This is a genomic window from Pinisolibacter sp., from assembly GCF_036782435.1.
In the GTDB taxonomy this organism is placed as follows: domain Bacteria; phylum Pseudomonadota; class Alphaproteobacteria; order Rhizobiales; family Ancalomicrobiaceae; genus CALBKH01.
Map to the genome: position 1 here is coordinate 13,852 of NZ_DAIPZB010000005.1, position 25,151 is coordinate 39,002.

Genomic DNA, 25,151 nt, shown 5'->3' on the forward strand with positions numbered 1-25,151 from the left:
ATGAGCATCGCCGCAACGGCCAAGAGCCGCATCTACATCGGCTCCGCCAACGCCACCATCTCCACGCTCGCCGCCTTCGAAGCCGACACCTTCACCGAGATCGGCGAAGTCGAAGACCTCGGCGAGTGGGGCGCGGAAGGAACCGAGATCACCTTCAAGTCGCTCGCGGACGGCCATGTCCGACGCCGCAAGGGCACGATCGACTCCGGCAAGGTGTCGCTCGTCTGCGCTCGTGATCCGCTCGACGCCGGCCAGATCAAGGCGCGCGCCGCCGTCGAAGACGTGCTTCCCTATGCTTTCAAGGTCGAACTCTCGGACAAGCCGAGCGCCACCGGCACGCCCACGACGTTCTACTTCCGAGCCGTCGTCATGAGCGCGAAGAACGCCTTCAAGGGGGCCGACGATCTCATGAAGACCACGTTCGAACTCGGGATCGACGGCGCGATCCTCGAAGTCGTGGCGGCGGCCTGATCATGGGACGGCTGGCGGAGGAGATCATCGTGCATCTGGCGGGCGAGGCGATCATGCTTCGCCCGTCCCTTCGTCATGCCCTCCGGCTCGAACGTCGACCCGGCAGCTTCAAGGCCGTCCTCGACGGGATCGAGGAAGGCTCGCTCACAGTGGCGGCGGAGATCATCCGCCCCCACGCCCACGACGTCACCCTCGACGCCATCTTCGCCGCCGGCCTCGCCAAGCTCCGCGAGCCCCTGACGCTCTACGTGCTCGGGTGCGCGGGGATTGATCCCGAGACCGCCCCCGCACGCCGTGCCAAGGCCAGCGGCAAGCCCCTGCCGTCCGTCCCGTTCTCCGAACACCTCGCGAGCCTCTACAGGATCGGCACCGGATGGCTGGGGTGGACGCCCGACGTCACGCTCGACGCCACACCCGCCGAGATCACCGAGGCCTATCGAGGCCGCGTCGAGATGCTGCGATCGATTTTCGGATCGTCCGAGGACGACACCCCGACCGCCGACGACCGGCCGCTCGACGACAAGATCCGCACCGTGTTCGGCACGTTCGGCACCACGAAGGTGACGCGGGAGCCGGCATGACCAGGTGCTCGACCGCATGGCCCGCCATCCTTCACGACCTCATGCGCGAGGCCGACGTCTCGGAACGTGAACTCGCGAGCCTGACCGGCCTGTCGCGCTCGACGCTCCGCCGCTTCCTCCGGGCCGAAACGTCCATGCGGGTCGACGATCTCGAACTCTGCCTCGCCATGTTCGGGGTCGAACTCGACGCCCATCCGATCCCGATCGAGGAGGCCTGACCCATGCCGATCGCCGCACCGCGCGTCTGTGGTCTCTGTGGTGGGGTTCACGCCTCGGGCATTCGTTGCTCGAAGGCGATCGCGCGCGACAAGGAACGCAAGGCGCGTCACGACGAGCAACGCCCATCGGCCCGTGAGAGAGGGTACGACGGCAAGTGGCAGCAGGCCCGCGCCGCGTTCCTCGCCAAGCACCCCAAGTGCGCCAAGTGTGGGGAACCCGCGACCGTCGTCGACCACGTCATCCCGCATCGTGGCGACAAGCGCCTCTTCTGGCAGCGGTCAAACTGGCAACCCCTGTGCGTCTCTTGCCATTCGAGCCGCAAGCAATCGGAGGAACGCCGCCGATGAACCGTACCGAGATCATGGACCACGCGACGCGGTTCATCGCCCACCGCCGTGCGAAGACGGGCGCGGCTTCCCGGCACCCCACCTACTACTTCAAGGGCGAGATGCTGACGGCCGCCGAGATCGCGAAGCGCACCGGCCTCAACAAGGCGACGATCCTCCGACGTGCCAAGGCCGGCCGTCCCCTCGATCATCCCGACAAGCGGCGCATGTCCGACGAGCAACGAATGCGTCGTGGGCTCGGACCCCGCTTCCCCGAGACCGGATGGTGACGCCATGCCCAAGCGCTACCTGTTCAGAGGCCAGCACCTGACGATCGCCGAGGCGGCCGACATGGCCGGTCTCAGCCAGAATGCCATTCGTGCCCGCATTCGGGGTAACACGATCGAGGACGTCGCCCGCCACCCTCGTGGGCGCCAGCCCGTGCGGTATCTCTTCCGCGGCGCGTGGCGCACCGTGCGAGAGATCGCAACCATCCTCGGGTGCCACCACACGACCGTCTATGAGCGTCGCAGTGGGGACAGGGTGCTCGAACCCCACGAGATCGAACTCAGCCCCCTCGACCCCAGGCCGAACGATCGGCGCGTGACCTTCAAGGGCATCACCCGCAACGTCGCCGAATGGGCACGCTTCACCGGCATCGATCGGCATATTCTCTATCAGCGCCTCGACGCGGGATGGACGATCGAACGCACCCTCACCACGCCCGTCTCCCCCAGGCGCCCGACGATCATCCTCCGCATGGTCACGGCCTTCCGTCGAGCCCGCAACGCCCACGCCATCGCGCGCATGGTCGAAGCCTTCCGTGCAATCGATTGCACGAGCCCCACCCGGGGGGTGTCCGAGACTTTCCCGAACGCCTCGGGGACCGGCGGACGGAGCCGCGTGAACGATCTGCATTGATAAAATCGATCGATCGACGGCATTCGATCGGTTTTACGAATGGATGAGGTGCCCGAACATGACCATTCTGACCGTGGAAGACGTGCGCGAGCACCTCAATCTGACCCTCACGGACGACGACGTGCTGATCGCGTCGAAGATCGCCGCCGCCGAGACGTGGGTCGCCACCTTCATCGGGTCGGCCCTGGACGATGCGACCGCCTTCCCGAACGGCACGCCGGAGCCGGTCAAGGAAGCCGTGCGCCAGCTCGTCGCCAGCCTCTACGAGAACCGGGAAGCCAACGCCGTGGGCGTGAACGTCGGGAGCCTCGATCCCGGCTTCTTCGACCTGCTCGCCCCGTATCGAACCTACGTGTTCTGAGGAGGTCGACGCATGTCCTCGCCCCAGCTCGAACGCCTCCGTCGCCGCATGAACGCCATCCCGCAGGCGGTGCGGGACGCCGTGACGCCGGCCTTGATCAAGTCGGGGGAAGAGCTGGTCGCCCGGCAACAGGCCCTCGTGCCCGTCCGCACCGGAGCCCTTCGCGACAGTATCGAGATGACCCCGCCGGGCGGGACCACGCCGCCCTATTCCCAGCCGGGAGGATCGACCACGGCCGGCCCGAACCAAGTGCTCGTGACCGCCGGCAACGAGGACGTCCGTTACCCCCATCTCGTCGAGTACGGGGTCGCTCATGCCCCGGCGCAACCGTTCTTCTGGCCAGCCTACCGCCTGACGAAGAAGCGCATCGCCAACCGGATCAAGCGTTCGATCGGCCGCGCCGTTCGGGAAGGGTGGATCAAGTGACGGAACCTTCGTTGGCACTACAGACCCTCGTGCGCGCACGGCTGATCGCCTCGCCCGACCTCGTCGCGCTGGTGCCCGCCGACCACGTGCTCGACAAGAACGACCGGCCGGAGGTGTTCCCCTGCATCCTGATCGGCGAGGGGCAGACGCTCCCCGACGAAGGCCTCGCGCGGGACCGCTTCGCCGTCACCCTCGACGTGCACGTGTGGGCGGAAGAACCCGGTCTCGCCACCGTGAAGACGATCGCTCACGCCGTGCGCCAAGCGCTGGTGCTGCCCTTCGTCATTCTCCGCTTCCACGTCGTCGACCTGCGCATCGCCTCGACGCGCTTCATGCGCGACCCGGCGGGGTACGGGCACGCCGTCGTCACCGTCGAAGCCCCGATGAAGGAGATCGTGCCGTGATCCGAGCCGGTTCCCTCGATCGGACCATCGTCATCGAACGCGTCACAACCAGCGTCACAACCGAAGGCACCCCGTCCGAGGTGTGGGCACCGGTCGCGACCATGCGAGCCCAGCTCGTGAAGCGTTCCGCCGATGACACGTCACACGACACCGGAGCCGTGACCGTCACCACCGTCACATTCCGCACCCGGTTCCTCGACGGTGTGACGCCGGCCGATCGCGTCACCTACGCCGGCCGCGCCTTCGGCATCGCCGAGGTGGTCGAACTCGGACGCCGCGAAGGGCTCGACCTCCGTTGCGTGGCGCGGGGGTGACGCATGGGCCGCATCGTCCTCCCCGCGAAGAAGAAGGTTCCCGCGCTGGCTCCGCTCGTCGTCGAGCCGATCAACCCGTTCCCGGCGATCCCCGATCCGATGGGGTACGGGCAACGGGCCGTCGACTTCCTGCGCTCGTTGAAGCATCCGAAGTCGCGGCTTCCGGGGAACCGGTTTCAGCTCGACCCGTGGCAAGAGGAGATCGTGCGGAAGATCTATGGACCGTGCGACGAGTTCGGGAACCGGATTGTCCGCAACGTCATCGTCATGCTGCCCCGCGGCAACCGGAAGACCAGCCTCGGCGCTGCCCTGTCGCTCCTCCACACCATGGGGCCGGAGGCGGTGCCGGGCGGCGAGGTGCTGTTCGCGGCATCCGACCAGAAACAGGCGAAGATCGGGTTCCGCGAGGCCGAAGGCATCATCGCGTCGGGTGACGAGAACCTGTGGCGACGGGGGCAGGCCTCCCGCCGCTTCGACGCCGCCGACACGATCAAGTTGCAGGAATACAAGAACCGCATCGCGTTCCCGAACGGCTCGTGGTTGGAGGCGATCTCCTCCGACGCGGGCACCCAGCACGGCCGCACGCCGGTGTTCGCCCTCGCCGACGAGATCCATGCGTGGAAGAAGCGCGACCTGTGGGAGGTGCTGCGCACCGGCCTCGTCAAGGTCCCGAACTCGTTGCTCGTAGTCATCACCACGGCGGGACGTGGACAAGAGAACATCGCCTTCGACGTGATCGACTACGCCCGCAAGGTGGCGCGCGGCGAGGTCGACGATCCGTCGACGTTGCCGATCCTCTACGAGGCCCCGCGCGACGCCGATTGGCAGGACGAAGCCCTGTGGCGGGCCGTCAATCCCGGCATGGCCCATGGCTATCCCGACCTCGCGGGGCTTCGTCAGCTCGCCCGCGAAGCCGCGCTCCGCCCGTCCGATCGCGAGGCCTTCCGGCAACTGCACCTGAACGTCTGGCTGGACCACTCCTCCGACCCGTTCCTCGACATGACCGTCTACGACCAGGGCTCGGACCCGATCGACCTCGACGCCCTCGAAGGCGAGCCCTGTTGGCTGGGGGTGGACCTGTCGTCGAACTCGGACCTCACGGCCGTGGTCGCCTGTTGGCGCGACCCCGACCGCGACGAGGGTTTCATCGTCCATCCGTGGTTCTTCTGCCCCCGCGACAACCTCGCCCGGAAGGCCGATCGGGACGGCGTGCCCTATCCCCGGTGGGCGGGGGAAGGCTTCATCGTCCCGACGCCGGGCAACGTCGTCGACTTCCGCGAAGTCGAGAACACCATCCGCGACCTCTGCGACCGCTTCGACGTGCGCGAGATCGCCTTCGACCCTCACCTCGCCCGCAACATGCTCGCCAACCTGTCGGAAGACGGGCTTCCGGCCGTCGAGATGCGACAGGGGTGGGTGACGATGGCCCCGGCGATCAAGGAACTCGAACGCGCCATCGTCGGCGGCAGGTTCCGCCACGGCGGGCACCCGGTGCTTCGATGGAACTTCGACAACATCGCCGTCGAGACCGACAAGGCCGGCAACAAGGCGTTCCACAAGGGGAAGTCGAAGGACCGGATCGACGGTGCGGTCGCCGCCGCCATGGCCGTTGCGCGGTGCTCGGCAGGGGATACCGGCCGCTCGATCTATTCCACCGATGAACGGGCCGGGGGATTGCTCGTCTGGTGACGAGTGCAATTGGAGTGCCCGTGCCTCGCGCACTTGCGTCTGACCTTCGCCAGTTTGCGCCGCAGCGCCGGCCCCGCATGGGCCGAAGTAGAACGTAGTCCAACGAGGCCCCCGGCCTCAATCGAAGAGACGAGGAAGGGTTAACCCATGGCGACCGAAACCGAAGGCTTGATCGTCAGCCTAGAGGCGCGGATCAATCAGTTCGAAAAGGCCTTCGCCCGCGCCTCGCGCACAGCCGACAGTCAGTTCAGTGCGGTGGAACGGCGGGCTCGCCAGTCGGCCGACCGGCTCGAAAGCCTCATGGGCTCGACCGCCCTCGGTGTGAACCGCGCCCTCGGCGCGATCGGCGCGGGGATCACCTTCGAGGGTATCCGGCGATATGCCGATGCTTGGACGGAAGCCGGGAACAAGGTGAAGGCCGCCGCCACCGCCACGGGCGTGCAGACACGATCCCTCGACGAGTTGAAGGCGGAGGCGAACGACGCCCGCACCTCCCTGGAAGCCTATGTCGACCTCTACGCCCGCTTGACCCGCGCCTCGGCGGGCGTCGCAAAGACCGAAGGCGACGTCGCCCGCGCGACGAGCATCCTCGCCAAGTCGTTCAAGGCCTCCGGTGCCACCGCCGCCGAGGCCGCGTCTGGCGCGCTCCAGGTCGGACAGGCCCTCGGCTCCGGCGTCCTCCAGGGCGACGAGTTGCGGGCGATCAAGGAGAATGCCCAGCCGATCGCGCAAGCCATCGCCGACGCCTTCGGAGTGCCGATCGGCGCGTTGAAGGCCCTCGGCGAGCAAGGCAAGCTCACCTCGGACAAGGTGTTCGCGGCGATCCTCGCCGCCGGCCCCAAGGTCGAAGCCCAGTTCGCCGCCACCACTGCGACCATCGGCGACAGTTTCACCAAGCTCGGCAACGAGCTGACCGCCTACATCGGCAAGACGGCGGAAGCGAACGGCATCTCCGCCGCCTTCCGTTCGGTGGTCGACGGCCTCGCCGGCAACATCGGGGCCGTCACCAACGCCGCCGCCGCGGCCGCCGCCGTGCTTCTCGGTGCCTACGTGCCCGGCATGATCCGGGCCGGCGTCGCCACGGCGGCGATGGTGGCGACGAACCCGTTCCTGTTGCTGGCGACCGCCGCCGGTGCCGCGGCCTATGCCGTCACGGCCTTCGGCGACCAGCTCCACCCGATCGAAGGCGACCTCGCCAACCTGCAGGACTACGCCGGGGCGGCGTGGGATGGGATCAAGGAAGGGGCGACGATCGCCGCCGACACGATCACCAACGCCTTCCGCGTCGCCGTCGACTTCATCGGCAACGCCCTCTCCGGCGTGAGCCTGTCGTGGGCGGACGTCGCCAACGTCGCCAAGTGGGTGGCGAACACCGTCGTGAACAGCTTCGCCATGGTCTATGACGTGCTGGTCGCGACCTTCACCAAGCTCCCCGCCGCCGTCGCCTCGGCGACCATCTCCGCCGTCAACGGGCTGATCTCGATTGTCGAGAATGCCCTGAACGGCATCGTCGAGCTGGTCAACATGACCGTCGACGCCTTGAACAGCGTCGGGTCGAAGGTGGGTGTCGAGCTGGGGAAGGTCGGCTCGATCGACCTCGGCAGGATCACCAACAGCTACGCCGGGGCCGGTGCGGCGGCGGGCGAAGCCTACGTCGACGCGCTCCGTCAGATGACCCGCGACCGCGTGGGCGAAGCCCTGTCGTCGATCAATGGGCAGGCCGATGCCGCCCTCGACGCGTGGCGTCGCAAGGCCAACGAGCGTGCGGCGGAGCGCAAGGCCGAAGAAGCCAAGACCAAGGCCGCCGACGCCGGCAAGGCTTCGGCTCCGATCCCCGCCGGCAAGACGATGCCGCTCGAAGTCACCAAGGGTTACACCGACCTTCAACAGCGGATCACCGCCCTACAGGCCGAAATCAGCCTTCGTCGATCGATCACCGGAAGCGTGGAACAGGTCGAAGCCGCCCTCGAACGTCAGAAGGTCGCCCAAGAGCTGGTCAACGCGGCGACCAAGGAAGGCGTCGTCATGACCGACGACGTCAAGTCCAAGATCGGCGCCCTCGCCGACGCCTACAGCCGCGCCGCGCAGGAAGCCAAGGCGCTCGCCCAGTCACAGCAGGAAGCCGCCCAGAAGGCCAAGGACCTCGAGGAAGCCGGCAAGAGCACGTTCAAGGGCTTCATCTCCGACCTCGCGCACGGCAAGAGCGCGTCCGAGGCCTTCGCCAACGCCCTCGGCAAGATCGGCGAGAAGTTCCTCGACATGGCGCTCGACCAGATGTGGGAACAGTCGTTCGGCAAGAACAACCCGATGTTCCAGCAGGCGGCGAACTTCCTCAATCCGACCGCCACGAAGCCGGCCTATGCCCCCGGCAACCCGCTGGCAGGTGTCAACTTCAACCCGGCCGGCATCACCACGCCCTCGGCGACCGTCAACGCCGGCACCGTCACCGTGACGGGTGCCATCCCCGGCGTGCCGGGTGCGCCGACCACGCCGACGAGCGCGGCCCCGGTCAACACCGTCGAAGCCGCTGCCCAGGGCAAGCCCGTCGTCGCGCCGCTCTCGCCGGCCGCGCTGCCGTCCGAGAACGCCGCTTCGCTCGCCGCTCTGTTGAAGGGCACGATCCCGGCGAACGCCTATGACAAGAGCATCCCCGCGAGCATCCGCACCAACAATCCCGGTGCCATGTGGTACGCGGCGTGGCAGAAGAAGTACGGGGTGCTGGGGAAACAGAACCTCGCGGACGGTCTCGGACAGGGCAACAACATCGGCATGTTCCCGACCCCGGAAGCCGGGGCCGCGGCGCAGTTCGAATTGCTGCAAAAGTACGGTGCCAAGGGCTGGGATCTCCGCAAGGCGATCACGACGTGGTCGGGTGGCAACTCCTCCGACCAGTACGTGGGATCGGTCGCCGGCAAGCTCGGCATGGCCCCCGACGCCAAGCTCGCCGACCTCATGGGTAACCAGGACACCGCCACGAAGCTCGCCAAGTACATGGCCGTTCAGGAGGCCGGCAAGGCCTATCCGATGTCGCAACAGCAGTGGGGCAGCGCGTGGCAGCTCTACCAGCAGCAGAACGGCAAGAGCGCCGTCGACACCACCCAGCAGCAGGCACAGGCCGCTCAGCAGGCCGCACAGGCGCAACAGCAGCTCATTCAGCAGACGAACCAGACGGGGCAGGCCTTCACCGGATTGCAGCAGCCACTACAGCAGCTCGACATGACGGCGACGGGAACCGTCCCCCAGCTCGGCACCCTCGGACAGGGCATCGGCGGGGTGGCGTCTCAGGCCATGTCGGCGATCCCCGGCCTCGGCAAGTTCGGCGGGATGCTCGGCAACCTCGTTCAGCAGCTTCTCGGAAGCCTCGGCGGCGGCGGGGGGCTGTTCAGCCTGTTCGGCTTCGCCGAGGGCGGGCACGTCTCGGGACCGGGCACCGGCACCTCCGACAGTATCCCCGCCATGCTCAGCAACGGGGAGTTCGTCGTGAACGCCAAGGCCACCGCCGCCAATCGGCCGGTGCTCGAAGCCATCAACGCCGGCAAGGCCCCCAGGTTCGCCACCGGCGGCATCGTCTCCCGGTCGGCCTTCTCGTCGACCACGAACAACAACATCAACGTGAGCGCGGCGAGCACCGGGAACGTTCGACAGGATCGCCAGTTCGCCGACATGCTCGCCGGCAAGATCGCCGCCGCCGTCAACCCGCCCGACACGTTCAGACGTTCGGACATGCAGCAGAAGGCATCGGCGGCAGCTCAGTTGCAGCTCGCGGGGGCGAGGAACAATTGAGAAAATTAGTGATCTCAGAACTTTGGTAGTCAGTAAGAAAGTGTGAAAATTCTGTCTTCACCACTGGAAAATAGTACGCACTTATCAAGAACGTCTCTCCCGAGAAGTCCGTCAATTCCTTGTGGACGAAGCAGGGTTTCAATAACAGGCAGAGCTTCAATAGAGAAAGGCGGATGAGCCGGGCTGCGAGGAACAAGCACCAGCATTACGTCGTACTGATTGCACGCATGAATGCCCCCATTTGTCGATGGGGTTTGAATATTTGCAACGCTTGTCGGCACCAATCCAAGCGGAGCAACAAGACCAGGGTCAACGCAAGTACAAGACGCACCAGTATCAATAAGGAAAGTCCCCGTTACCGGCGCGGGCAAGGTTCTTCCAGAACGCAGAAGCGCATCTCGATGTGGAACGCTTAGTGACACAACTACTTGTATCAGAAAGCCCATCGGTCCATAGCTAGAGGTTATGCTCGGCATGCAAAAGACAGGCCTCTCGAAAAATACGAAACCTGCTCAGCGGGCGCTATCCTCCGAACCAAGAATTCGCCCGGCTCGTACTTGGCGTAACCCGCGCTTAATGCGTCACCATATGTGTCGAAATAGCCCTCTATCTCCGAGCCCTTTATGAGCACGAAACGTCCGATATGCTGAAGCAGCACGGGGAGGTTCTCGTTGTAGGTTTTAACTTCTTGCTCAAGGGCACTCATGGCGTCATCTCCGCAGAGTTATCCTACGCAGCGTCGGCGCTTTGAGAGTGTGCAACGAACTGGTTAACGAGCCGTCGCCACCGGATAGATCCCGCTTCCTAGACGTGTTTGGTGTCAATTAAATGGGTTTCAGTCAACACGTTTCAATCGGAGCGAAACGGGCGCAAACGGGACGAAACGGGCGCAAACGAGACGAAGCGCATGGAAACACATGCATTTCGCCATTCCGCAATTTCGGGGTCCCCTGCGATGAAATGTCCGTGTCCGACGAAAGTTCCGGCTCTGATGACCACCCTGCGGTGTTCGTCATGGTGCCTCGGTGCCGACGCGGGGATAATCCGATATTCGTGCACTCGATGGTTAACGACGAACACTTAATTGAAGCGCGGCCGACTTGTCGGCCTCGGTAGCCGTCGAGAAGAACGCCCTCAGCTCGGCGCCGGGGGTGCCCGACCCCAATCCGTGACCAGACCGGAAGACCTTGACCCCCCATTCGGGTGGGAGAGTGCGTAGAGCCCTCTGAACGCTCCGCAACTGCCCCGCCGAGAAGCCTTCGCCATGGATCGCCGCCGCCAACTCCCGGCTGGTCACGTCCTTCCCACCGGCGGCGAGGACGGCTTCACGAATGGCGAGCATCAGCTTCCCCGGCCCTCGGCTCATTCCTTCTCAGCCTTCACTTTGAATGAGTAGTGCTTCCCATCCATTGACAATATGGCGTCAGCATATCCGTCACCGTCAACGTCTAGAACTACAATAGTAGAGTCGTCGGCGCATCTATTCGCCTCAGAACCTTCGATCTTGGACCAGTGTCTTCGCTTTAAGCGCGAGGGTTCTGATCCGAAGCTATGCTCCAAGCGGAAGACAATCTCAGAATTCAACGTTCTATTATTCTGACGTGCGGCGTCTTCGACCTTTCGGCGCAGTTCGGCCGATAGTCGGATTTTCATGTCTGGCGGGTTCTGACTCATGGGTTGAATGATTACCCGCGATGGGGGTTGACAGCAAGGGGTGTCGGGGCGCAATGATAGGGGTATTAAATAACCCTATAGAGGTGAGCATGAAGGCATTCAGCGAACTGAAAGTGCGGTTGCCCCCGGAATTGAAAGACACCCTCAAAGAACGGGCGAAGACCAACCACCGCAACATGAACGGCGAAGTCGTCGCCTTGATCGAGGCGGCGACGCGACCCACGGAAGACCAGAAGGAGAAGTGACCATGGAAGCGACCATCACCATCAAGCTCGGCAACGAGACCGCGAACCCGATCGAGATCGACCTGAACCTCGACGATCATCTCGCCAATTACATCAAGGCGCGCATGATCGCCGACGAACCCGAGATCGACGCCGATGGGCTCGACGCGGTGACGGAAGAGGCGGCGCTCGTCGACCTGATCGACAAGTGCCCTGTCTACTTCGCCGACGCTTTCACCAGCCTGTTCGAAGGCCTGATCGCCAAGAACTATGACGCGGCCGGCGCGCGGATCGAGCTTCGGGACGGCATCCGAGGCGAAACCTGCGTCGGCCTGTTCGGCACCAAGAACACCTTCGTCGTCGACGCCGATGACGCCGACCAGTTCGCCGCCGACCTCTGCGCCAAGCTCGATTGGCCGGCCGACTGCATCGATGACCTGCGCGAGACCGACGAAGGCGCGCATCATCGAACCTGAAGCCGCGTGAGCGCCTGCAATCAATGGTGAAAGGCGAACACTTAACCTGACCCGTCGTCGACCCCGGCGGCGGGTCGATCACTTCGAGGAGGCGCATCGTGCCGAGTAAACCCGCCACCATCAGCAGCCCCGACTTCAAGCGCGCGTGGAAGGCGCTCGTGAGCCTCGGGGAGAAGCCCGTCGCGGCCAAGTTCCACCCCGATGGCACGTTTCGCATTTTGACCGAGAAGTGCCTTCTCAAGAACGGCGAGAACACCGTCAACCCCAACGAGTGGGACGTGGTGTTACAATGAAGACGCCGCGCAAGCCTCCCTACGTTCACGAGTACGTCGATCGCCACGGGAAGCCGCGCCTCTACTTCAATCGCGAGGGGCAGCCTCGGGTGGCGCTCCCGCGTCCGATGTTCAGCGAAGAGTTCTGGACCGCCTACCATCGGGCCGTGAAGGCCAGCGACGAGGCCAAGGCTTCTCCCGCCACCGCCGTGGCCAGCTTGGGGGCCGGCGCGTCCCGCACGGTGCCCGGCACCATCAACGCCTTGGTCGCCGACTACTACCGCTCCGCCGGCTTCACGTCGAAGGCAGCCGCCACCCGGCGCAATTACAAGAGCGTCATCGAGCCCTTCCGGCTCGCGCACGGCGACAAGCGGGTCGCCACGATCAAGACCATCCATATCGACGCCATCCTCGGCGACATCGCCAAGCGGTCGACCGCGCAGGCCAAGAACACCCGCAAGCGGCTTTCGATGCTCATGAAGCTCGCCGTGAAGTGGGAGTATCGGCCCGACAACCCCATGCTCAACGTCGATCCTGTTCAGCACAAGTCGAAGGGCTATCGGACCTGGACCGAGGACGACATCAAGGCGTTCCGCGCCAAGTGGGGGGAGGGCACCCCCCAGCGCGTCGCTCTCGAGATCCTGCTCTACACCGGCCTACGCCGCAGCGACGCCGTGCGCCTCGGACGGCAGCACATCCAAGGCGGCTTCATCGTGATCCACACGAAGAAGAGCGGCGAGATGGTCGAGCTGAACATCCCCATCCACGACGACTTCGCCCGCCTGCTCGCCGGGATCGGGCACGAGCACCTGAACCTGATAGCGACGCGCACGGGCGTGGCGCGGTCGGAGAAGGCCTTCACGAACTGGATCATCGAAGCGGCCAAGGATGCGGGCTTGCCGCCTCACAGCTCGCCCCACGGCCTGCGCAAGGCCGCGTGCCGTCGTCTCGCCGAGGCCGGATGCAGCACCCTGGAAATCATGTCGATCACCGGCCATCGCAACATGAAGGAGATCGAGACCTACGTGCAGGCCGTGAACCAGAAGCGCCTTGCGCAATCGGCCGTCACCAAGCGCGCGACGGTGAAATGAGAACGGGCGAGCAACGGCGACCTGCTAACCTACCCCCGGAGGTAGCAGATTTCGGCTTCAAGGTGCTGATATCATTGAGCGGAAATCGTGAAGTGGCGCGCCCTACGGGAGTCGAACCCGTCTTTGCAACGTGAAAGGCTGCCGTCCTAACCGATAGACGAAGGGCGCTCACGAGGCGGCTTCATATATGGCTTCGGCGGAGGGGGCAAGCCCCGAGACGCCGTCTCGTCGACACCTTCGAGAGGGCTTCCGGGTTCGCGGCCTTACCCGGCGGCGAAGCGTGCGGCGCGACCCGCGGAGCACCTCGTGGCCGACGATCCGAGGATGAAAAGCCGTCTTCGGCGCGATAGGATCGCCGTCGAAATCCGATCGTTCCCCGAACCTTGGCGCGAATCGCGGCGATCCGCCGAGCCGCCGCCCGCAGAGACTTCGCCATGGCCGCCTTCACCCGCGTCGACGATCCCGACGACCCGCGCGTCGCCGCCTTCCGCGACGTGCGCGAGCGCGACCTCGTCGGCCGCGACGGGCTCTTCGTCGCCGAAGGCGCTGTGGTACTGGCGGTCCTGGCGGCGTCGCGACGCCACGGCGCACTCACGGTGCTCCTCGACGAGCGGCGGGTGGAGGGGCTCGCCGAGACGCTGGCGCGACTGCCGGACGAGGTCCCGGTCCTCGTCGCGTCGCGGCCGGTGATCGACGCCATCGCCGGCTTCCCGCTCCATCGCGGCATCCTGGCGCTCGGCCGGCGCGAGGCGCCGGTCGAGGCGGCGGCCCTGCTCGCCGGTCTGGGGCCGCGGGCGGTGGTGGTGGCGGCCTGCGGTATCGCCAACCACGACAACATCGGCGGCATCTTCCGCAACGCCGCCGCCTTCGGCGCCGATGCGGTGCTGCTCGACGCCGAATGTTGCGATCCCTTCTATCGCAAGGCGATCCGCGTCTCGGTCGGCCACGTGCTGAGCGTGCCGCAGGCGCGCTTGAAACGCGGCGCCGATCCGGTCGGGCTCCTGGAGCGTCACGGCTTCGAGATTCTGTCGCTGACGCCCTCGGCCACCGAGCGGCTGATCGACGTCGCCCCGCCGGCCCGCGTCGCGGTGGTCCTCGGAACGGAGGGTCCGGGGCTGCCGGCCGAGGTGCTGGCGCGCTCGCGCGCCGTATCGATCCCGATGGCGCCGGGCGTCGACAGCCTCAACGTCGCGGTGACCAGCGGCATCGTGTTGCATCACCTGACGGCGCGGCGCTGAGCCACGCGCGAGTTCGACGAGCGCCGCTCTTCGATCGAGAGCAGGCGCCACCGCCGCCGCTCACGATCTCTCGAGCCTGTGACTTCGGAAACACCTCGGAAAAAACGCGGAGGTGCCCTATGTGATCGATGGACGACATCGCCACACGAGGAGAGACCCCATGGCCTATACGATCGACCGCGTGATCACCGACGCCGATCTCGAGACCGTCGACGCACGGGTGCGCAAGGCGCTCGGCGACGCCGGTTTCGGCGTCCTGACCGAGATCGACGTCGCCGCGACGATGAAGAAGAAGCTCGGCGTCGACATGGCGCACTACCGCATTCTCGGCGCCTGCAACCCGAAGCTCGCCCATGCCGCGATCGGCCACGAGCCGCGGATCGGCGCGATGCTGCCGTGCAACGTCATCCTGAGGGCGGTGGACCGCGGCATCGAAGTGAGCGCCGTCGATCCGGTCGCCTCGATGGCGGGGATCGACAATCCCGCCCTGACCGCCATCGCCGGCAAGGTGCGCGACATCCTGGCAGACGTCGTCGCGGCGGTGTGACCGCAAGCGGAGGCGCGCGCGGCTCGGACGATCGTCCGCAGCCGTGCGCGCCGCATGTGAAGGCGGGAAAATCGGGAAGACGAGAAGGGTCTGGTGAGCCGGGCGGGGATCGAACCCGCGACCACATGATTAAAAGTCACGTGCTCTACCACTGAGCTACCGGCCCTCAGCGCGGCCGGACCATAAGGGGACGGTGGTGCGCCGGTCAAGCGGTGGTTCCGGGTCGCGACGATCGCGCGGCCGGGCCGTCCGGGACGGGCGAAAAGTCGCCGCACCCGCTTCGGGCCGTCCGCCGAGCACCGGCACTTGACGAAGCTCGAGGTTCGGCTGTCGGGAAGGTGATTTCGTCGCGAGGTGGTTTCGCGATAGGTACGGCGCGACCACCCGATCCCCCGGTCCCGCCCGAACCCCCGGTTCATTGCGGGCCGCGACGGAAGACCCGACGGAGATGCGATCCGAATGACCTCCAACGTCACCTTCCTCGGCACCTTCGCCGCCGGTGTCCTCTCCTTCGTCTCGCCCTGCGTCCTGCCCCTGGTGCCGCCCTATCTCGCCTACATCGCCGGGGCGAGCCTCGACGAACTGGAGAGTTCCGGTTTCGATCGGGCGCGGCGACGGATCTTCGGCTCGGCGCTCGCCTTCGTCGCCGGGTTCTCCACCGTCTTCGTCACCCTCGGCGCGTCGGCGTCGGTCTTCGGCCAGTTGGTGCGCGAGCACCTGAACACGCTGGCGATCGTCGCCGGCCTCGCCATCATCGTCATGGGCCTGCACTTCCTCGGCGCTTTCCGCATTCCGCTGCTGTTCCGCGAGGCACGGGTCCACGTCGACCGCAAGCCGGCGGGCGCCGTCGGTGCCTATGTCGTCGGTCTCGCCTTCGGTTTCGGCTGGACGCCGTGCATCGGGCCGGTGCTGGCGGCGATCCTCGGCGTCGCCGCGAGCCGCGACACGGTGGGGCAGGGCGCGCTGCTGCTCGCCATCTACGCCGCCGGCCTCGGCGTGCCGTTCCTGGCGGCCGCGGCCTTCTCGCAGCCGTTCCTGCGGCTGATGAGCCGCTTCCGCGCCCACATGCCGTTGGTCGAAAAGATCACCGGCGGTCTCCTCGTCCTCACCGGCATCGCCTTCCTCACCGGCGGCATCGAGCGGCTGTCGTTCTGGCTGATCGAGACCTTCCCGATCCTCTCCGCCGTCGGCTGACACCATCGATCATCGAAAAGGACCGATGGCATTCCTGACGCGAATTTCTCATGCCTCTGACGCAAGTGAGAAATTCGCGTGTCTTCGAAGGCCGGGCGCGTCGGCACCTTCCGGCCTTCGGTATTGATACGCCCCGGGTCCACCCGTGACGGCGACCGGCGGGGCGAACCGTCGTCCTCGCTTCTCGTTCCCGTGAGAACCGCGCGCCTCAGCGCAGGCCGCCGATCGGCTGGCCGGAATAGGTGGTGACGGCGCAGGGGGCGCCGCCCGCCTTGAGGCGCAGGCACGCTTTGGCGGCCTCGGTCGGATCGGCGAAGGGGCCGGCGAGCAGGCGCGCCTCCATCCCCGTATCGGTCTCGCGCAGGCGGGCGAGCGGCTCCAGCGCCTTGGCGAGCTCGGCGTTGCGGCCGGCGGTGTCGGACCAGGCGCGCCGCAGCGAGGCGAGCGTACGGAAACCGCCGAGATCGATCGCCGAAGCCGGTACCGTCGCCGCCGGTTTCACCGCCGGCGTGTCGGTCGGCGCGGTCGAGACGACTCGTACCGTTCGCGCGGGCTGGACCTCGGTCCGGGGCGCGGCGGCAGCCTCCACGGGCTTCGGCTCGGTCTCGGCCGAACTCGCATCCTTCGCTCGATGGTCGTCCGGCGTCTCCACCCCCGGTGCCGCTTCCGCCTTGGCAGCAGCCTCCGCCTTGGGTGCCGCCTCCACTTTGGGTGACGGTTCCGCCTTGATCGCCGGCAGCGCCGCCGTGTCGCCGCGGGCGGGCGAACGCGGCGCCCTGGGCACGGCGCCGGTGGTCGCCGGTCCGTCGACGTCGTAGCCGCTTGCCGGTGGCCCGAGACGCGCGTCGAGCGCCGGCCGCGGCAGCGGTGTCGGTAGGCGTTCCGCCTTCTGCGGTTCGCTGGCCGCGGTGATCGTCGGTCCGCCGGAGGCGCCGGTCGGCGTGCCGGCGACGGCGGGCGACGTCGCGGCGTCCACCGGCCCCCGAACCGACGAGATCCGCTCCTCGATGCCGTCGAGCCGGCGCGAAACGCCGTCACCCGCCATACCGATCTGTTGGATGCGGCGCCGGATCTCGGCGATCTCGGCGCGCAGCCGGTCCAGATCGCGCGACGTCGCCACCGTCTCGTGTCCGGCGAGCGGCATGGGCGCGACGCGGCCGAGCCCGATGGTGCGAGACGGCAGGACCGAAGTCGTCGCGCCGTCGGTGGCGGCGATCGATCCGGTGATCTCGCTCGGGTCGGGCTGACCGATTTCGGTGCGGGCGAGTGCCCCTGGGGCAGGGCGGGACGGGGCGTACTGCCACGATGCGAAGGCGAGAACGAATGTGACGACCGCGCCGAAGCCCCAGCCGAGCACGGCCAGTCCGCCGCCGCTCGCTTCCTCCTCGATCCATTCGCCGATGTCGCCGTTTCGCTCCACCACGACCGTGTTCGCCCGTCTTCTGTCGAATCGCGGTGACGAGGATAGCATTTCCACGCTAGACCCACCGCCGTTCGCCGGTGATGCGGTGAAACCAAAAGGAAACGCCGATCGGCTATTCCTGGGGCGGTAGATCGAAGACGGAGAGGTCCATCCATGACCGAGAGGTCGTCGCTCGGAATCGTGCTCGCCGCGGGCGAGGGAACGCGGATGCGCTCCGCCATGCCGAAGGTCCTGCACGAGGTCGGAGGTCGGCCGATGGTCGTCCATGCCATGGCGACGGCGCGCGAGGCCGGGATCGCCCGTCTGGCGCTGGTCGTCGGGCCGAACATGGCGGCGGTGGAAAAGGCGGTCTCGGCCGCCGGAGCCGACGCGATCGTCCATCAGGTCGAGCGGCTCGGCACCGCGCACGCCGTGCTGCGGGCGCGCGCCGCGATCGAGGAGGGCGCCGACGACATCGTCGTGCTCTACGGCGACACGCCGCTCGTCCGGCCGCAGACGGTGGCGGACGTACGCGCCAAACTGGCGCAGGGCGCCGATCTGGTGGTCCTCGGCTTCCGCACGCCCCATCCCGCCGGCTACGGCCGGCTGATCGAGGTCGACGGCCGTCTCGTCGCCATCCGCGAGGAGAAGGACGCCACCGACGCCGAGCGCGCCGTGACCTTCTGCAACTCCGGCATCATGGCCTTCCGCGGTGGCGTCGTGCTGTCGCTGCTCGACGCCATCGGCAACACCAACGCCAAGGGCGAGTACTACCTCACCGACGCGGTCGAGATCGCCCACGCCCGCGGCCTCACCGTGGTGGCGGTCGAGGGGGCGGAGGACGAGTTCCTCGGCGCCAACGACCGGGCGCAGCTCGCCGCCTGCGAAGCGATCTTCCAGAAGCGCCGGCGCGCCGAGATGCTGGCGAACGGAGTGACGCTGGTCGCCCCGGAGACCGTGTTCTTCTCCGCCGACACCGACATCGCCGCCGACGTGACGGTCGAGCCGAACGTCGTCTTCGGCGCCGGCGTCGTCGTGGCGACCGGCGCCCGCATCCGCGCCTTCTCGCATCTCGAGGGCGCGCGGGTGGGCGAGGGGGCGACGGTCGGCCCCTACGCGCGGCTCCGGCCCGGCGCCGACCTCGGCCGCGAGGTCCACATCGGCAACTTCGTCGAGATCAAGAACGGCCGCATCGAAGACGGCGCCAAGGTCAATCACCTGACCTACATCGGCGACGCCCGGGTGGGTGCCAAGGCCAACATCGGCGCCGGCACCATCACCTGCAACTACGACGGCTACTTCAAGCATCACACCGACATCGGCGCCGGCGCCTTCGTCGGCTCGAACTCGTCGCTGGTGGCGCCGGTGAAGATCGGCGACGGCGCCTACATCGGCTCGGGCAGCGTGATCACCCAGGACGTGCCGGCGGACGCTCTGGCGGTGGCGCGGGAGCGACAGATGACGCGCGAACGTTGGGCGGCGGCCTACCGGACGCGCATGGCGCGCGCCAAGGCGGCCAAGTGATCGGCCGGGTCGCGCGGGACCACGTCACAAAGCGACACACGATGTGATTTCGGGTCGGTGCGACGGGCGGGATAGAAGTTCTCGGAACATCAACGGCTAAGGGTTCGTCCTCCATGTGTGGCATCATCGGCATCGTCGGGCGTGAACCGGTCGCGGGTCATCTGGTGGAATCGCTGAAGCGGCTCGAGTACCGCGGTTACGATTCGGCCGGCGTGGCGACGCTCGAGTCCGACGGGGGCCTGACCCGGCGTCGCGCCGAGGGCAAGCTGCGCAACCTCGAGGCGCGCCTCGCCAAGGAGCCGCTCGCCGGCCTCATCGGCATCGGTCACACCCGCTGGGCGACGCACGGCGCGCCGACCGAGGGCAACGCCCACCCGCATGCGACGGCCCGCGTCGCGGTGGTGCACAACGGCATCATCGAGAACTTCCGTGAGCTCAAGGACGAACTCGTCGCGGCCGGTCAGGTGTTCGAGTCGGAGACCGACACCGAGGTGGTGGCCCAACTCGTCCATCATCACCTCGCGGCGGGCAAGTCGCCCGAAGAGGCCGTCGCGGCGTCGCTGAAGCGGCTGTCGGGGGCCTTCGCGCTCGCCTTCCTCTTCCCCGGCGAGGACGATCTCATCATCGGCGCTCGCCGCGGTAGCCCGCTGGCGGTGGGTTGGGGCGACGGCGAGATGTATCTCGGCTCCGACGCCATCGCGCTCGCCCCCTTCACCGACCGCATCACCTATCTCGAAGAGGGCGACTGGGTGGTGATCCACCGCTCGGGCGCCGAGATCCACGACGAGGCCGACGCCGTCGTCCATCGGCCGGTCGTCGTCGTCTCGGCCTCGGCCTTCCAGGTCGACCGCGGCAACTATCGCCACTTCATGGCCAAGGAGATCCACGAGCAGCCCGAGGTGATCGGCCACACGCTGGCGCATTATCTCGATCTCGGCGCCGAGAAGATCCGCCTGCCGATCGAACCGCCCTTCGACTGGACGAAGCTCGATCGCCTGACCATCGTCGCCTGCGGCACCGCCTACTACGCCGGTCTGACGGCGAAGTACTGGTTCGAGCGCTTCGCCCGGCTGCCGGTGGAGATCGACGTCGCCTCGGAGTTCCGCTATCGCGAACCGCCGTTGATGGCCAACGGCTTGGCGCTGTTCGTGTCGCAGTCGGGCGAGACCGCCGACACGCTCGCCTCGCTGCGCTACTGCAAGGCCCACGGCCAGCACACCGCCGCCGTGGTCAACGTGCCGACCTCGACCATCGCGCGCGAATCCGACGTGATCTTCCCGACGCTCGCCGGCCCGGAGATCGGCGTCGCTTCGACCAAGGCCTTCACCTGCCAGTTGGCGGTGTTGGCGTCGCTGGCGATCGCAGCCGGCAAGGCGCGCGGCATCCTCGCCGACGGCGACGAGAAGACGTTGGTACGTGCCCTCGGCGACCTGCCGGGGCTGGTGTCGCGGGCGCTCCGCCTCGAGCCCAGGGTCGAGCGGCTCTCCCGCCAGATCGCCAAGGCCAAGGACGTCATCTATCTCGGCCGAGGCTCCAGCTTCCCGCTGGCGCTCGAAGGCGCGTTGAAGCTCAAGGAGATCTCCTACATCCACGCCGAGGGCTATGCGGCGGGCGAGCTAAAGCACGGGCCGATCGCGCTGATCGACGAGACCCTCCCGGTCATCGTCATCGCGCCTTACGACCGCATCTTCGAGAAGACCGTCTCCAACATGCAGGAGGTGGCGGCGCGTGGCGGTCGGATCATTCTGATCACCGACGAGAAGGGTGCGGCGGAGGCCTCGGTGCCGACGCTCGAGACGATCGTCCTGCCCGACATGCCGGCGACGATCACGCCGCTCGTCTATGCGATCCCGGTGCAGATGCTCGCCTATCACACCGCGGTGTTCATGGGCACCGACGTCGACCAGCCGCGCAACCTCGCCAAGTCCGTCACGGTGGAGTGACGGGCCCGCGGACGTGACGACCCGGCGCCACCGCCGTCATGACGGACGAATCGAAGAAGGCGATTGGAGGAACCTCCGATCGCCTTCTTCAGTTTCGGGCGATGATGCCGACGTGATCAGGCGGCGGAAGCCTTCGCGTCGCGGCGGCGCGGCGCGTTCGGGTCGATCCAGCGCTTGAGCTTCTTGGCGATCATGTTGCGCGCCAACATGAGGCGCAGCATGGCCGAGCCGTGCGGCCCGAATTCCTCGGCGACCAGCCACAGCGGCTCCGGGGTCACGCCGAAATCGAACTTGTAGGCTTCCGAACCGATGGTGAAGTCGAACTCGGCGAGGCCGAGATCGATCGCCCAGGCGATGGCGTCCTCGATCACCAGGAGGCCCGGCGACCAGTTCTTGAAGCGCTCTTCGTGGCCGATGGCGAGCAGGCGGAAGGCGGACGGCTCGACCAGACCGAAGCCGGCGCTGATCGGTTCGCCGTCGAGGGCGAGCCACATCACCCGGGCCGGATCGCCGGCACGCACCAGCCGACGATAGAAATCGTCGACGTCCGCGCGGGTGCCGTAGCGTTCGCGGCGCCAGGCGAGGAGGCGCTCGAGCGGCGCGAGAGCGGCCTCTCCCGTCGCCACGGTGAAGACGAGGTCACCCTTGCGGGAGAGCTTGCGCCGCTTGCGGGTGAGCGAGCGGACCGAGGTCTGCGAGAAGCGGGTGTCGCGCAGCGTCGCGTAGTCGGCGTCGAGATGCAGCGGGTGGCGGACGACGTGGGAGCGGCGCAGTCCCGGCAGGTCCATCAGCGGTTCGGCCCGTTCGCCGATGGCGGCGGGGAGTTTGTCGATCATCAGGAAGGCGGCGTCGTCGGGCAGGGCCGCGACGATGCGGGTCCAGATCGAGCGCATCTCGACCGGTGAAGGGTGGAAATCGGGGGCGGTGAACGAGGCGTTGTAGTCGCACACCCCGTGATCGAGCGGCGCCCAGTAGGCGGCGGCGCCGAAGGTGTCGAGGGTCAGCGGCAGGGCGAAGAGCGGGCGGTCGGTCTCGGCACAGTCGACCATCGCGAGGATGGTTTCATTTTCGGCGCGTTCGCTACCAGCGAGCCAGCAACAGGTCCAGGCCGGGTGTTGAAAAGCGGTGGGACGCATCGCGTCGGGCAGGGCGGCGAGCGCCTCCCGCACGGCTTCGCAGCCGGTCACCACGCGGACCCGCGTCGCGGTCATGGTCGCCACTCCCCGAATGATCGGACACCGTCCTCGACGCCCGAACTCCACATCTCGGCGGCCACTCTAACGCGAGCGGACTGAACAGGTGGTTACGGCGCGGGTGGAGGCGGCGGCGTCGGATGTTCGCCGTGTCGGCGGGCGTGGATCGCGGCGAGGGACGGAAGGGTGCGGCGCACGAGATCGGCGGCGGCGCGGCGAGCGCCGAGGAGGCGCAACATCACCGAGCCGCGAAGCCCGAGCGGCTCGCGGATCTCCCAGAGCTGTTCGGTGCCGACGCCGAAATCGAACTTGTAGGGTTCGGATCCGATGGTGAAGTCGAATTCGCCGAGCCCTTCGCCGACCGCCCAACCGATCATGTCGTCGATGGCGAGCAGCCCCGGCGACCAGTTCTTCCAACGCTCGTCGAAGGCGACGACGAGGAGGCGCAGCGCATCGTCGCAGACGATGGCGAAACAGCCGGAGATCACCCGCCCGTCGAGCCGGAGCAGCCCGATGCGGGCGAGATCGGTGGCATCGAGGAGCCGGCGATAGAAGGCGGTGGTGATCGGCCGGGCGTCGTGGCGGCGGTCGCGCCACGCCATCAGCCGTTCGAGTTCCGTGGCCGCCGCCGCTCCGGTGCCGACGGTGAACTCGAGACGGCCCTTGCGCCCGAGTTTGCGGCGTTTTCGCGCGAGCGTACGCCCCGCCCGATAGCGTGCGCGCACCGCCTCGAGCCCGTCGACGAGCGCCAGCGGATGGCGCCGGAAGCGCGACGGCGACGGCCGGGCGAGATCGAGCAGCGGGTTGCGGCGATCTCCGACGCGTTCCGGGATCTTCTCCAGGAAGACGAGATCGGCGTTCGGCAACTGATCGAGAATGCGCGCCCAGATCCACCGCATGGTCTCGGGCTTCGGGGCGAAATCGGCGGCGAAGATCGGAGCGACGTAGTCGCAGACGCCGTCGTCGAGCGCCGTCCAACAGGGAACTCCGGAGCGGGGGTCGAGCATCAGCGGCAGGACGAAGACCGGCGCGTCGTCGGCCTCGGCGCCGACGACGGCGAGCGCGATCGCCGGTCGATCGTCGGCGCGGATGGCGAGCCATGCATCGATCCACGCCGCCTGTTGGAAAGGTCCACGCAGGAGGTCGGACGGTAGATCTCGCAGTGTCTGTTCGACGGCGCGCGCATCCGTTGCGACGCGGACACGGAGGCCCATCGTCTGCATGGAACGTCTTCCCCCCACCCGTGCCCCGAGTATTTCCGAATGCCGCGCCGGCAAACATGCACGAAAAGGCGGAGGAAGGCGAGTCGAGAACGAATCATGCGGACCGATCGGGTTGCGCGCGCCGCGGTGTCGCGGCACCGCGCCGTTCGCAGCCATGTGATTGCCGCATCGCGAAAAGACGCTAGTCTCACGGATGGACGTCCCCGGAGGGCCACCATGGACGACAGGACCGACATTCCCGGGCTGCACGCGACATGGGCGGCGCGGCTCAGAAATCACTTCGTCACCGGTCTGGTGGTGGTCGGGCCCCTCGCCATCACCGTCTACATCGCCCGCGGCTTCCTCGAGTGGGTCGACGCGACCGTCAAGCCGTTCCTGCCCACGGCCTGGAATCCCGACAGCTATCTGCCCTTCGCCGTGCCGGGGTTCGGATTGCTGGTGGCGTTGATCGGTCTCACCGCGCTGGGCGCGCTCACCGCCAGTCTGGTCGGGCGCACGCTGCTCTCCTACGGCGAGGATCTGGTCGGCCATCTGCCCTTCGTGAGGCCCGTCTACAAGACGCTGAAGCAGATCTTCGAGACCTTCGTCTCCTCCCGCGATCAGTCGTTCCGCGAGGTCGGGCTCATCCAGTGGCCGCGGCGGGGTGTCTGGTCGCTGGTCTTCGTCTCCGGAGCGGCGAAGGCGGAAGTGGCGGCGCGGCTGTCGAACGCGCGGCCGGAGGTGGCGGTCGACGACTGGCTCACCGTCTTCATCCCGACGACGCCCAACCCGACCGGCGGCTACATCATGTTCCTGCCGAAGGACGAGGTGCGCATCCTCGACATGAACCCGGAGGACGCGGCCAAGTTCATCATCTCCGGCGGCATCGTCACCCCGGAGTGGGCGGAGGTGCCGGAGGGGACGCCGGAGGAACCGGCGAAGAAGGCTCCGGCGGTCTCGGCGGTACCGAACGTTCCTGCATGATCTCGACCTGCATCTGCTGGATCTCGGCGAGCCGTTGCCACTGATGCGACAGGAGATGGTCGAGCTTCTCGTGCAGCGAGCGGATCTCCAGTTCGGCCTTGAGGTTGACCCGATAGTCGCTCTCCGAGCGCAGCCGATCCTTCGTCTCCTGGCGCTTCTGGCTCATCATGATGATCGGCGCCTGGATCGCGGCGAGACAGGACAGCACCAGATTGAGCAGGATGAACGGGTAGGGATCGAAGGCGCGCGCCGCCATCGCCACGTTGATCGCCATCCAGACGACGAGCACCGCCGCGAAGATCGTGATGAAGGTCCAACTGCCGCCGAAGCTCGCCAATCCGTCGGAGAGCCGCTCGCCGAAGCTGCGTCCTCCGGCATAGGCCGCGGCGATGTCGGTGGAGATGGTGTCGGCCTGGGCGATCGAGCGGGCGACGTCGGCCTCGAGCGCGGTCAACTCGCCGCGTTCCTCGGCGAGCAGGTCGCGGATGTGGCGGTCGCGCAGCCGCGCCACCTCGCGGCGATCGATCAGCGCGTCGGCGGCGATCTCCGGCCGGTCGTGACGGATCATCTCGGCGAGGCCGGCGGAGAGCGCATAGAACGGCACCAGATCGCGCAGCGGCACCTCGCGGCCGGTGAGCGCGCAGACGCCGCGGGCGGCATGATCGGGCGTGTGATGACGGGGCGGCATCGTA

28 protein-coding genes and 2 tRNA genes are annotated in these 25,151 nt (G+C 67.2%); 22 read left to right on the forward strand and 8 right to left on the reverse strand.

The genetic code is table 11. From position 1 onward, the window contains the following. The 12 genes from V7Q42_RS03180 to V7Q42_RS03235 all read left to right on the forward strand — a co-directional run bounded on the left by V7Q42_RS03180 (position 1) and on the right by V7Q42_RS03235 (position 9,495). Positions 1-471, forward strand: a complete 471-nt coding sequence (locus V7Q42_RS03180; RefSeq protein ID WP_333822420.1) for an iron ABC transporter substrate-binding protein — start codon at positions 1-3, stop codon at positions 469-471. Positions 472-473: 2 nt separating this feature from the next. After that, the gene (locus V7Q42_RS03185; RefSeq protein ID WP_333822421.1) at positions 474-1,052 is read left to right on the forward strand and encodes a hypothetical protein; all 579 of its coding nucleotides are present in this window, start codon (positions 474-476) and stop codon (positions 1,050-1,052) included. Continuing rightward, positions 1,049-1,270 carry a helix-turn-helix domain-containing protein gene (locus V7Q42_RS03190; protein WP_333822422.1) on the forward strand — a complete coding sequence of 74 codons (222 nt, stop codon included), beginning with the start codon at positions 1,049-1,051 and terminating at the stop codon, positions 1,268-1,270. The genes V7Q42_RS03185 and V7Q42_RS03190 overlap by 4 nt, the downstream gene beginning before the upstream one ends. A gap of 3 nt (positions 1,271-1,273) precedes the next feature. Then, on the forward strand, positions 1,274-1,618 hold the full coding sequence (locus tag V7Q42_RS03195) for an HNH endonuclease (RefSeq protein WP_333822423.1): 345 nt from the start codon (positions 1,274-1,276) through the stop codon (positions 1,616-1,618). Next, positions 1,615-1,887, forward strand: coding sequence for a hypothetical protein (locus tag V7Q42_RS03200; protein ID WP_333822424.1), 273 nt, complete (start codon positions 1,615-1,617; stop codon positions 1,885-1,887). The genes V7Q42_RS03195 and V7Q42_RS03200 overlap by 4 nt, the downstream gene beginning before the upstream one ends. 4 nt (positions 1,888-1,891) lie before the next feature. Next, positions 1,892-2,518 carry a hypothetical protein gene (locus V7Q42_RS03205; RefSeq protein WP_333822425.1) on the forward strand — a complete coding sequence of 209 codons (627 nt, stop codon included), beginning with the start codon at positions 1,892-1,894 and terminating at the stop codon, positions 2,516-2,518. A gap of 58 nt (positions 2,519-2,576) precedes the next feature. Then, positions 2,577-2,879 carry a head-tail connector protein gene (locus tag V7Q42_RS03210; RefSeq protein WP_333822426.1) on the forward strand — a complete coding sequence of 101 codons (303 nt, stop codon included), beginning with the start codon at positions 2,577-2,579 and terminating at the stop codon, positions 2,877-2,879. Between the two features lie 12 nt (positions 2,880-2,891). Further along, complete coding sequence (locus V7Q42_RS03215) at positions 2,892-3,305, forward strand: HK97-gp10 family putative phage morphogenesis protein (RefSeq protein ID WP_333822427.1); 414 nt, start codon at positions 2,892-2,894, stop codon at positions 3,303-3,305. Between the two features lie 11 nt (positions 3,306-3,316). Then, positions 3,317-3,709 carry a DUF3168 domain-containing protein gene (locus tag V7Q42_RS03220; RefSeq protein ID WP_333822428.1) on the forward strand — a complete coding sequence of 131 codons (393 nt, stop codon included), beginning with the start codon at positions 3,317-3,319 and terminating at the stop codon, positions 3,707-3,709. Next, positions 3,706-4,023 (forward strand): phage head closure protein, encoded by a 318-nt coding sequence (locus tag V7Q42_RS03225; RefSeq protein WP_333822429.1) that lies wholly within the window; start codon positions 3,706-3,708, stop codon positions 4,021-4,023. The genes V7Q42_RS03220 and V7Q42_RS03225 overlap by 4 nt, the downstream gene beginning before the upstream one ends. A 99-nt stretch (positions 4,024-4,122) precedes the next feature. Further along, entirely contained in the window at positions 4,123-5,712 is a 1,590-nt protein-coding gene (locus tag V7Q42_RS03230) for a terminase large subunit (RefSeq protein ID WP_333822542.1), read from the forward strand. Between the two features lie 147 nt (positions 5,713-5,859). Next, positions 5,860-9,495 (forward strand): tape measure protein, encoded by a 3,636-nt coding sequence (locus tag V7Q42_RS03235; protein WP_333822430.1) that lies wholly within the window; start codon positions 5,860-5,862, stop codon positions 9,493-9,495. Positions 9,496-9,524: 29 nt separating this feature from the next. Here the strand turns inward: V7Q42_RS03235 and V7Q42_RS21420 are convergent, their stop codons facing one another. Continuing rightward, positions 9,525-9,971, reverse strand: coding sequence for an aspartyl protease family protein (locus V7Q42_RS21420; RefSeq protein ID WP_442958159.1), 447 nt, complete (start codon positions 9,969-9,971; stop codon positions 9,525-9,527). A gap of 886 nt (positions 9,972-10,857) precedes the next feature. Continuing rightward, positions 10,858-11,169 carry an Arc family DNA-binding protein gene (locus tag V7Q42_RS03240; RefSeq protein ID WP_333822431.1) on the reverse strand — a complete coding sequence of 104 codons (312 nt, stop codon included), beginning with the start codon at positions 11,167-11,169 and terminating at the stop codon, positions 10,858-10,860. Between the two features lie 89 nt (positions 11,170-11,258). Here V7Q42_RS03240 and V7Q42_RS03245 point away from each other — a divergent pair, with 89 nt between their 5' ends. The 4 genes from V7Q42_RS03245 (at position 11,259) to V7Q42_RS03260 (ending at position 13,232) form a co-directional block, all read left to right on the forward strand. Next, entirely contained in the window at positions 11,259-11,414 is a 156-nt protein-coding gene (locus V7Q42_RS03245; protein WP_333822432.1) for an Arc family DNA-binding protein, read from the forward strand. Between the two features lie 2 nt (positions 11,415-11,416). Continuing rightward, on the forward strand, positions 11,417-11,869 hold the full coding sequence (locus V7Q42_RS03250; protein WP_333822433.1) for a hypothetical protein: 453 nt from the start codon (positions 11,417-11,419) through the stop codon (positions 11,867-11,869). A 98-nt stretch (positions 11,870-11,967) separates the two neighbouring features. Then, positions 11,968-12,162, forward strand: a complete 195-nt coding sequence (locus V7Q42_RS03255) for a hypothetical protein (protein ID WP_333822434.1) — start codon at positions 11,968-11,970, stop codon at positions 12,160-12,162. Further along, positions 12,159-13,232 carry a tyrosine-type recombinase/integrase gene (locus V7Q42_RS03260; protein ID WP_333822435.1) on the forward strand — a complete coding sequence of 358 codons (1,074 nt, stop codon included), beginning with the start codon at positions 12,159-12,161 and terminating at the stop codon, positions 13,230-13,232. Before V7Q42_RS03255 ends, V7Q42_RS03260 begins: the two co-directional genes overlap by 4 nt. A 93-nt stretch (positions 13,233-13,325) precedes the next feature. Here V7Q42_RS03260 and V7Q42_RS03265 read toward each other — a convergent pair. Beyond that, positions 13,326-13,400: transfer RNA gene (locus V7Q42_RS03265), tRNA-Glu, on the reverse strand. A gap of 266 nt (positions 13,401-13,666) precedes the next feature. On the opposite strand from V7Q42_RS03265, the gene V7Q42_RS03270 reads away from it, so the two are divergent. Both V7Q42_RS03270 and V7Q42_RS03275 read left to right on the forward strand, forming a co-directional pair. Beyond that, positions 13,667-14,470, forward strand: a complete 804-nt coding sequence (locus V7Q42_RS03270; RefSeq protein ID WP_333822436.1) for a TrmH family RNA methyltransferase — start codon at positions 13,667-13,669, stop codon at positions 14,468-14,470. A 160-nt stretch (positions 14,471-14,630) separates the two neighbouring features. Beyond that, on the forward strand, positions 14,631-15,017 hold the full coding sequence (locus V7Q42_RS03275; protein ID WP_333822437.1) for a DUF302 domain-containing protein: 387 nt from the start codon (positions 14,631-14,633) through the stop codon (positions 15,015-15,017). Between the two features lie 91 nt (positions 15,018-15,108). Here V7Q42_RS03275 and V7Q42_RS03280 read toward each other — a convergent pair. After that, a tRNA-Lys gene (locus V7Q42_RS03280) sits at positions 15,109-15,183 on the reverse strand. 293 nt (positions 15,184-15,476) lie between these two features. Here V7Q42_RS03280 and V7Q42_RS03285 point away from each other — a divergent pair. Further along, complete coding sequence (locus V7Q42_RS03285; protein ID WP_333822439.1) at positions 15,477-16,211, forward strand: cytochrome c biogenesis CcdA family protein; 735 nt, start codon at positions 15,477-15,479, stop codon at positions 16,209-16,211. Positions 16,212-16,419: 208 nt separating this feature from the next. On the opposite strand, the gene V7Q42_RS03290 is transcribed toward V7Q42_RS03285, so the two are convergent. Continuing rightward, positions 16,420-17,634, reverse strand: coding sequence for an SPOR domain-containing protein (locus V7Q42_RS03290; RefSeq protein WP_333822440.1), 1,215 nt, complete (start codon positions 17,632-17,634; stop codon positions 16,420-16,422). Between the two features lie 153 nt (positions 17,635-17,787). On the opposite strand from V7Q42_RS03290, the gene glmU reads away from it, so the two are divergent. Then, positions 17,788-19,137, forward strand: a complete 1,350-nt coding sequence (gene glmU, locus V7Q42_RS03295) for a bifunctional UDP-N-acetylglucosamine diphosphorylase/glucosamine-1-phosphate N-acetyltransferase GlmU (protein WP_333822441.1) — start codon at positions 17,788-17,790, stop codon at positions 19,135-19,137. Positions 19,138-19,250: 113 nt separating this feature from the next. After that, positions 19,251-21,080, forward strand: a complete 1,830-nt coding sequence (glmS, locus tag V7Q42_RS03300; RefSeq protein ID WP_333822442.1) for a glutamine--fructose-6-phosphate transaminase (isomerizing) — start codon at positions 19,251-19,253, stop codon at positions 21,078-21,080. 116 nt (positions 21,081-21,196) lie between these two features. On the opposite strand, the gene V7Q42_RS03305 is transcribed toward glmS, so the two are convergent. Continuing rightward, the gene (locus V7Q42_RS03305) at positions 21,197-22,291 is read right to left on the reverse strand and encodes a GNAT family N-acetyltransferase (protein WP_333822444.1); all 1,095 of its coding nucleotides are present in this window, start codon (positions 22,289-22,291) and stop codon (positions 21,197-21,199) included. A 92-nt stretch (positions 22,292-22,383) separates the two neighbouring features. Continuing rightward, positions 22,384-23,496 (reverse strand): GNAT family N-acetyltransferase, encoded by a 1,113-nt coding sequence (locus tag V7Q42_RS03310; protein WP_333822445.1) that lies wholly within the window; start codon positions 23,494-23,496, stop codon positions 22,384-22,386. A 216-nt stretch (positions 23,497-23,712) separates the two neighbouring features. On the opposite strand from V7Q42_RS03310, the gene V7Q42_RS03315 reads away from it, so the two are divergent. Beyond that, a complete protein-coding gene (locus tag V7Q42_RS03315) occupies positions 23,713-24,459 on the forward strand; it encodes a DUF502 domain-containing protein (protein ID WP_333822446.1) in 747 nt (248 codons plus the stop codon). On the opposite strand, the gene V7Q42_RS03320 is transcribed toward V7Q42_RS03315, so the two are convergent. After that, complete coding sequence (locus V7Q42_RS03320) at positions 24,365-25,147, reverse strand: DUF1003 domain-containing protein (protein ID WP_333822448.1); 783 nt, start codon at positions 25,145-25,147, stop codon at positions 24,365-24,367. The genes V7Q42_RS03315 and V7Q42_RS03320 overlap by 95 nt on opposite strands. Between the last annotated feature and the right edge of the window lie 4 nt (positions 25,148-25,151).

Coding starts and splice junctions, on each gene's coding strand:
- V7Q42_RS03180 (WP_333822420.1), top strand. CDS start 1: ATGAGCATCGCCGCAACGGCCAAGAGCCGCATCTACATCGGCTCCGCC.
- V7Q42_RS03185 (WP_333822421.1), top strand. CDS start 474: ATGGGACGGCTGGCGGAGGAGATCATCGTGCATCTGGCGGGCGAGGCG.
- V7Q42_RS03190 (WP_333822422.1), top strand. CDS start 1,049: ATGACCAGGTGCTCGACCGCATGGCCCGCCATCCTTCACGACCTCATG.
- V7Q42_RS03195 (WP_333822423.1), top strand. CDS start 1,274: ATGCCGATCGCCGCACCGCGCGTCTGTGGTCTCTGTGGTGGGGTTCAC.
- V7Q42_RS03200 (WP_333822424.1), top strand. CDS start 1,615: ATGAACCGTACCGAGATCATGGACCACGCGACGCGGTTCATCGCCCAC.
- V7Q42_RS03205 (WP_333822425.1), top strand. CDS start 1,892: ATGCCCAAGCGCTACCTGTTCAGAGGCCAGCACCTGACGATCGCCGAG.
- V7Q42_RS03210 (WP_333822426.1), top strand. CDS start 2,577: ATGACCATTCTGACCGTGGAAGACGTGCGCGAGCACCTCAATCTGACC.
- V7Q42_RS03215 (WP_333822427.1), top strand. CDS start 2,892: ATGTCCTCGCCCCAGCTCGAACGCCTCCGTCGCCGCATGAACGCCATC.
- V7Q42_RS03230 (WP_333822542.1), top strand. CDS start 4,123: ATGGGGTACGGGCAACGGGCCGTCGACTTCCTGCGCTCGTTGAAGCAT.
- V7Q42_RS03235 (WP_333822430.1), top strand. CDS start 5,860: ATGGCGACCGAAACCGAAGGCTTGATCGTCAGCCTAGAGGCGCGGATC.
- V7Q42_RS21420 (WP_442958159.1), bottom strand. CDS start 9,971: ATGCCGAGCATAACCTCTAGCTATGGACCGATGGGCTTTCTGATACAA.
- V7Q42_RS03240 (WP_333822431.1), bottom strand. CDS start 11,169: ATGAGTCAGAACCCGCCAGACATGAAAATCCGACTATCGGCCGAACTG.
- V7Q42_RS03245 (WP_333822432.1), top strand. CDS start 11,259: ATGAAGGCATTCAGCGAACTGAAAGTGCGGTTGCCCCCGGAATTGAAA.
- V7Q42_RS03250 (WP_333822433.1), top strand. CDS start 11,417: ATGGAAGCGACCATCACCATCAAGCTCGGCAACGAGACCGCGAACCCG.
- V7Q42_RS03260 (WP_333822435.1), top strand. CDS start 12,159: ATGAAGACGCCGCGCAAGCCTCCCTACGTTCACGAGTACGTCGATCGC.
- V7Q42_RS03270 (WP_333822436.1), top strand. CDS start 13,667: ATGGCCGCCTTCACCCGCGTCGACGATCCCGACGACCCGCGCGTCGCC.
- V7Q42_RS03275 (WP_333822437.1), top strand. CDS start 14,631: ATGGCCTATACGATCGACCGCGTGATCACCGACGCCGATCTCGAGACC.
- V7Q42_RS03285 (WP_333822439.1), top strand. CDS start 15,477: ATGACCTCCAACGTCACCTTCCTCGGCACCTTCGCCGCCGGTGTCCTC.
- glmU (WP_333822441.1), top strand. CDS start 17,788: ATGACCGAGAGGTCGTCGCTCGGAATCGTGCTCGCCGCGGGCGAGGGA.
- glmS (WP_333822442.1), top strand. CDS start 19,251: ATGTGTGGCATCATCGGCATCGTCGGGCGTGAACCGGTCGCGGGTCAT.
- V7Q42_RS03305 (WP_333822444.1), bottom strand. CDS start 22,291: ATGACCGCGACGCGGGTCCGCGTGGTGACCGGCTGCGAAGCCGTGCGG.
- V7Q42_RS03310 (WP_333822445.1), bottom strand. CDS start 23,496: ATGCAGACGATGGGCCTCCGTGTCCGCGTCGCAACGGATGCGCGCGCC.
- V7Q42_RS03315 (WP_333822446.1), top strand. CDS start 23,713: ATGGACGACAGGACCGACATTCCCGGGCTGCACGCGACATGGGCGGCG.
- V7Q42_RS03320 (WP_333822448.1), bottom strand. CDS start 25,147: ATGCCGCCCCGTCATCACACGCCCGATCATGCCGCCCGCGGCGTCTGC.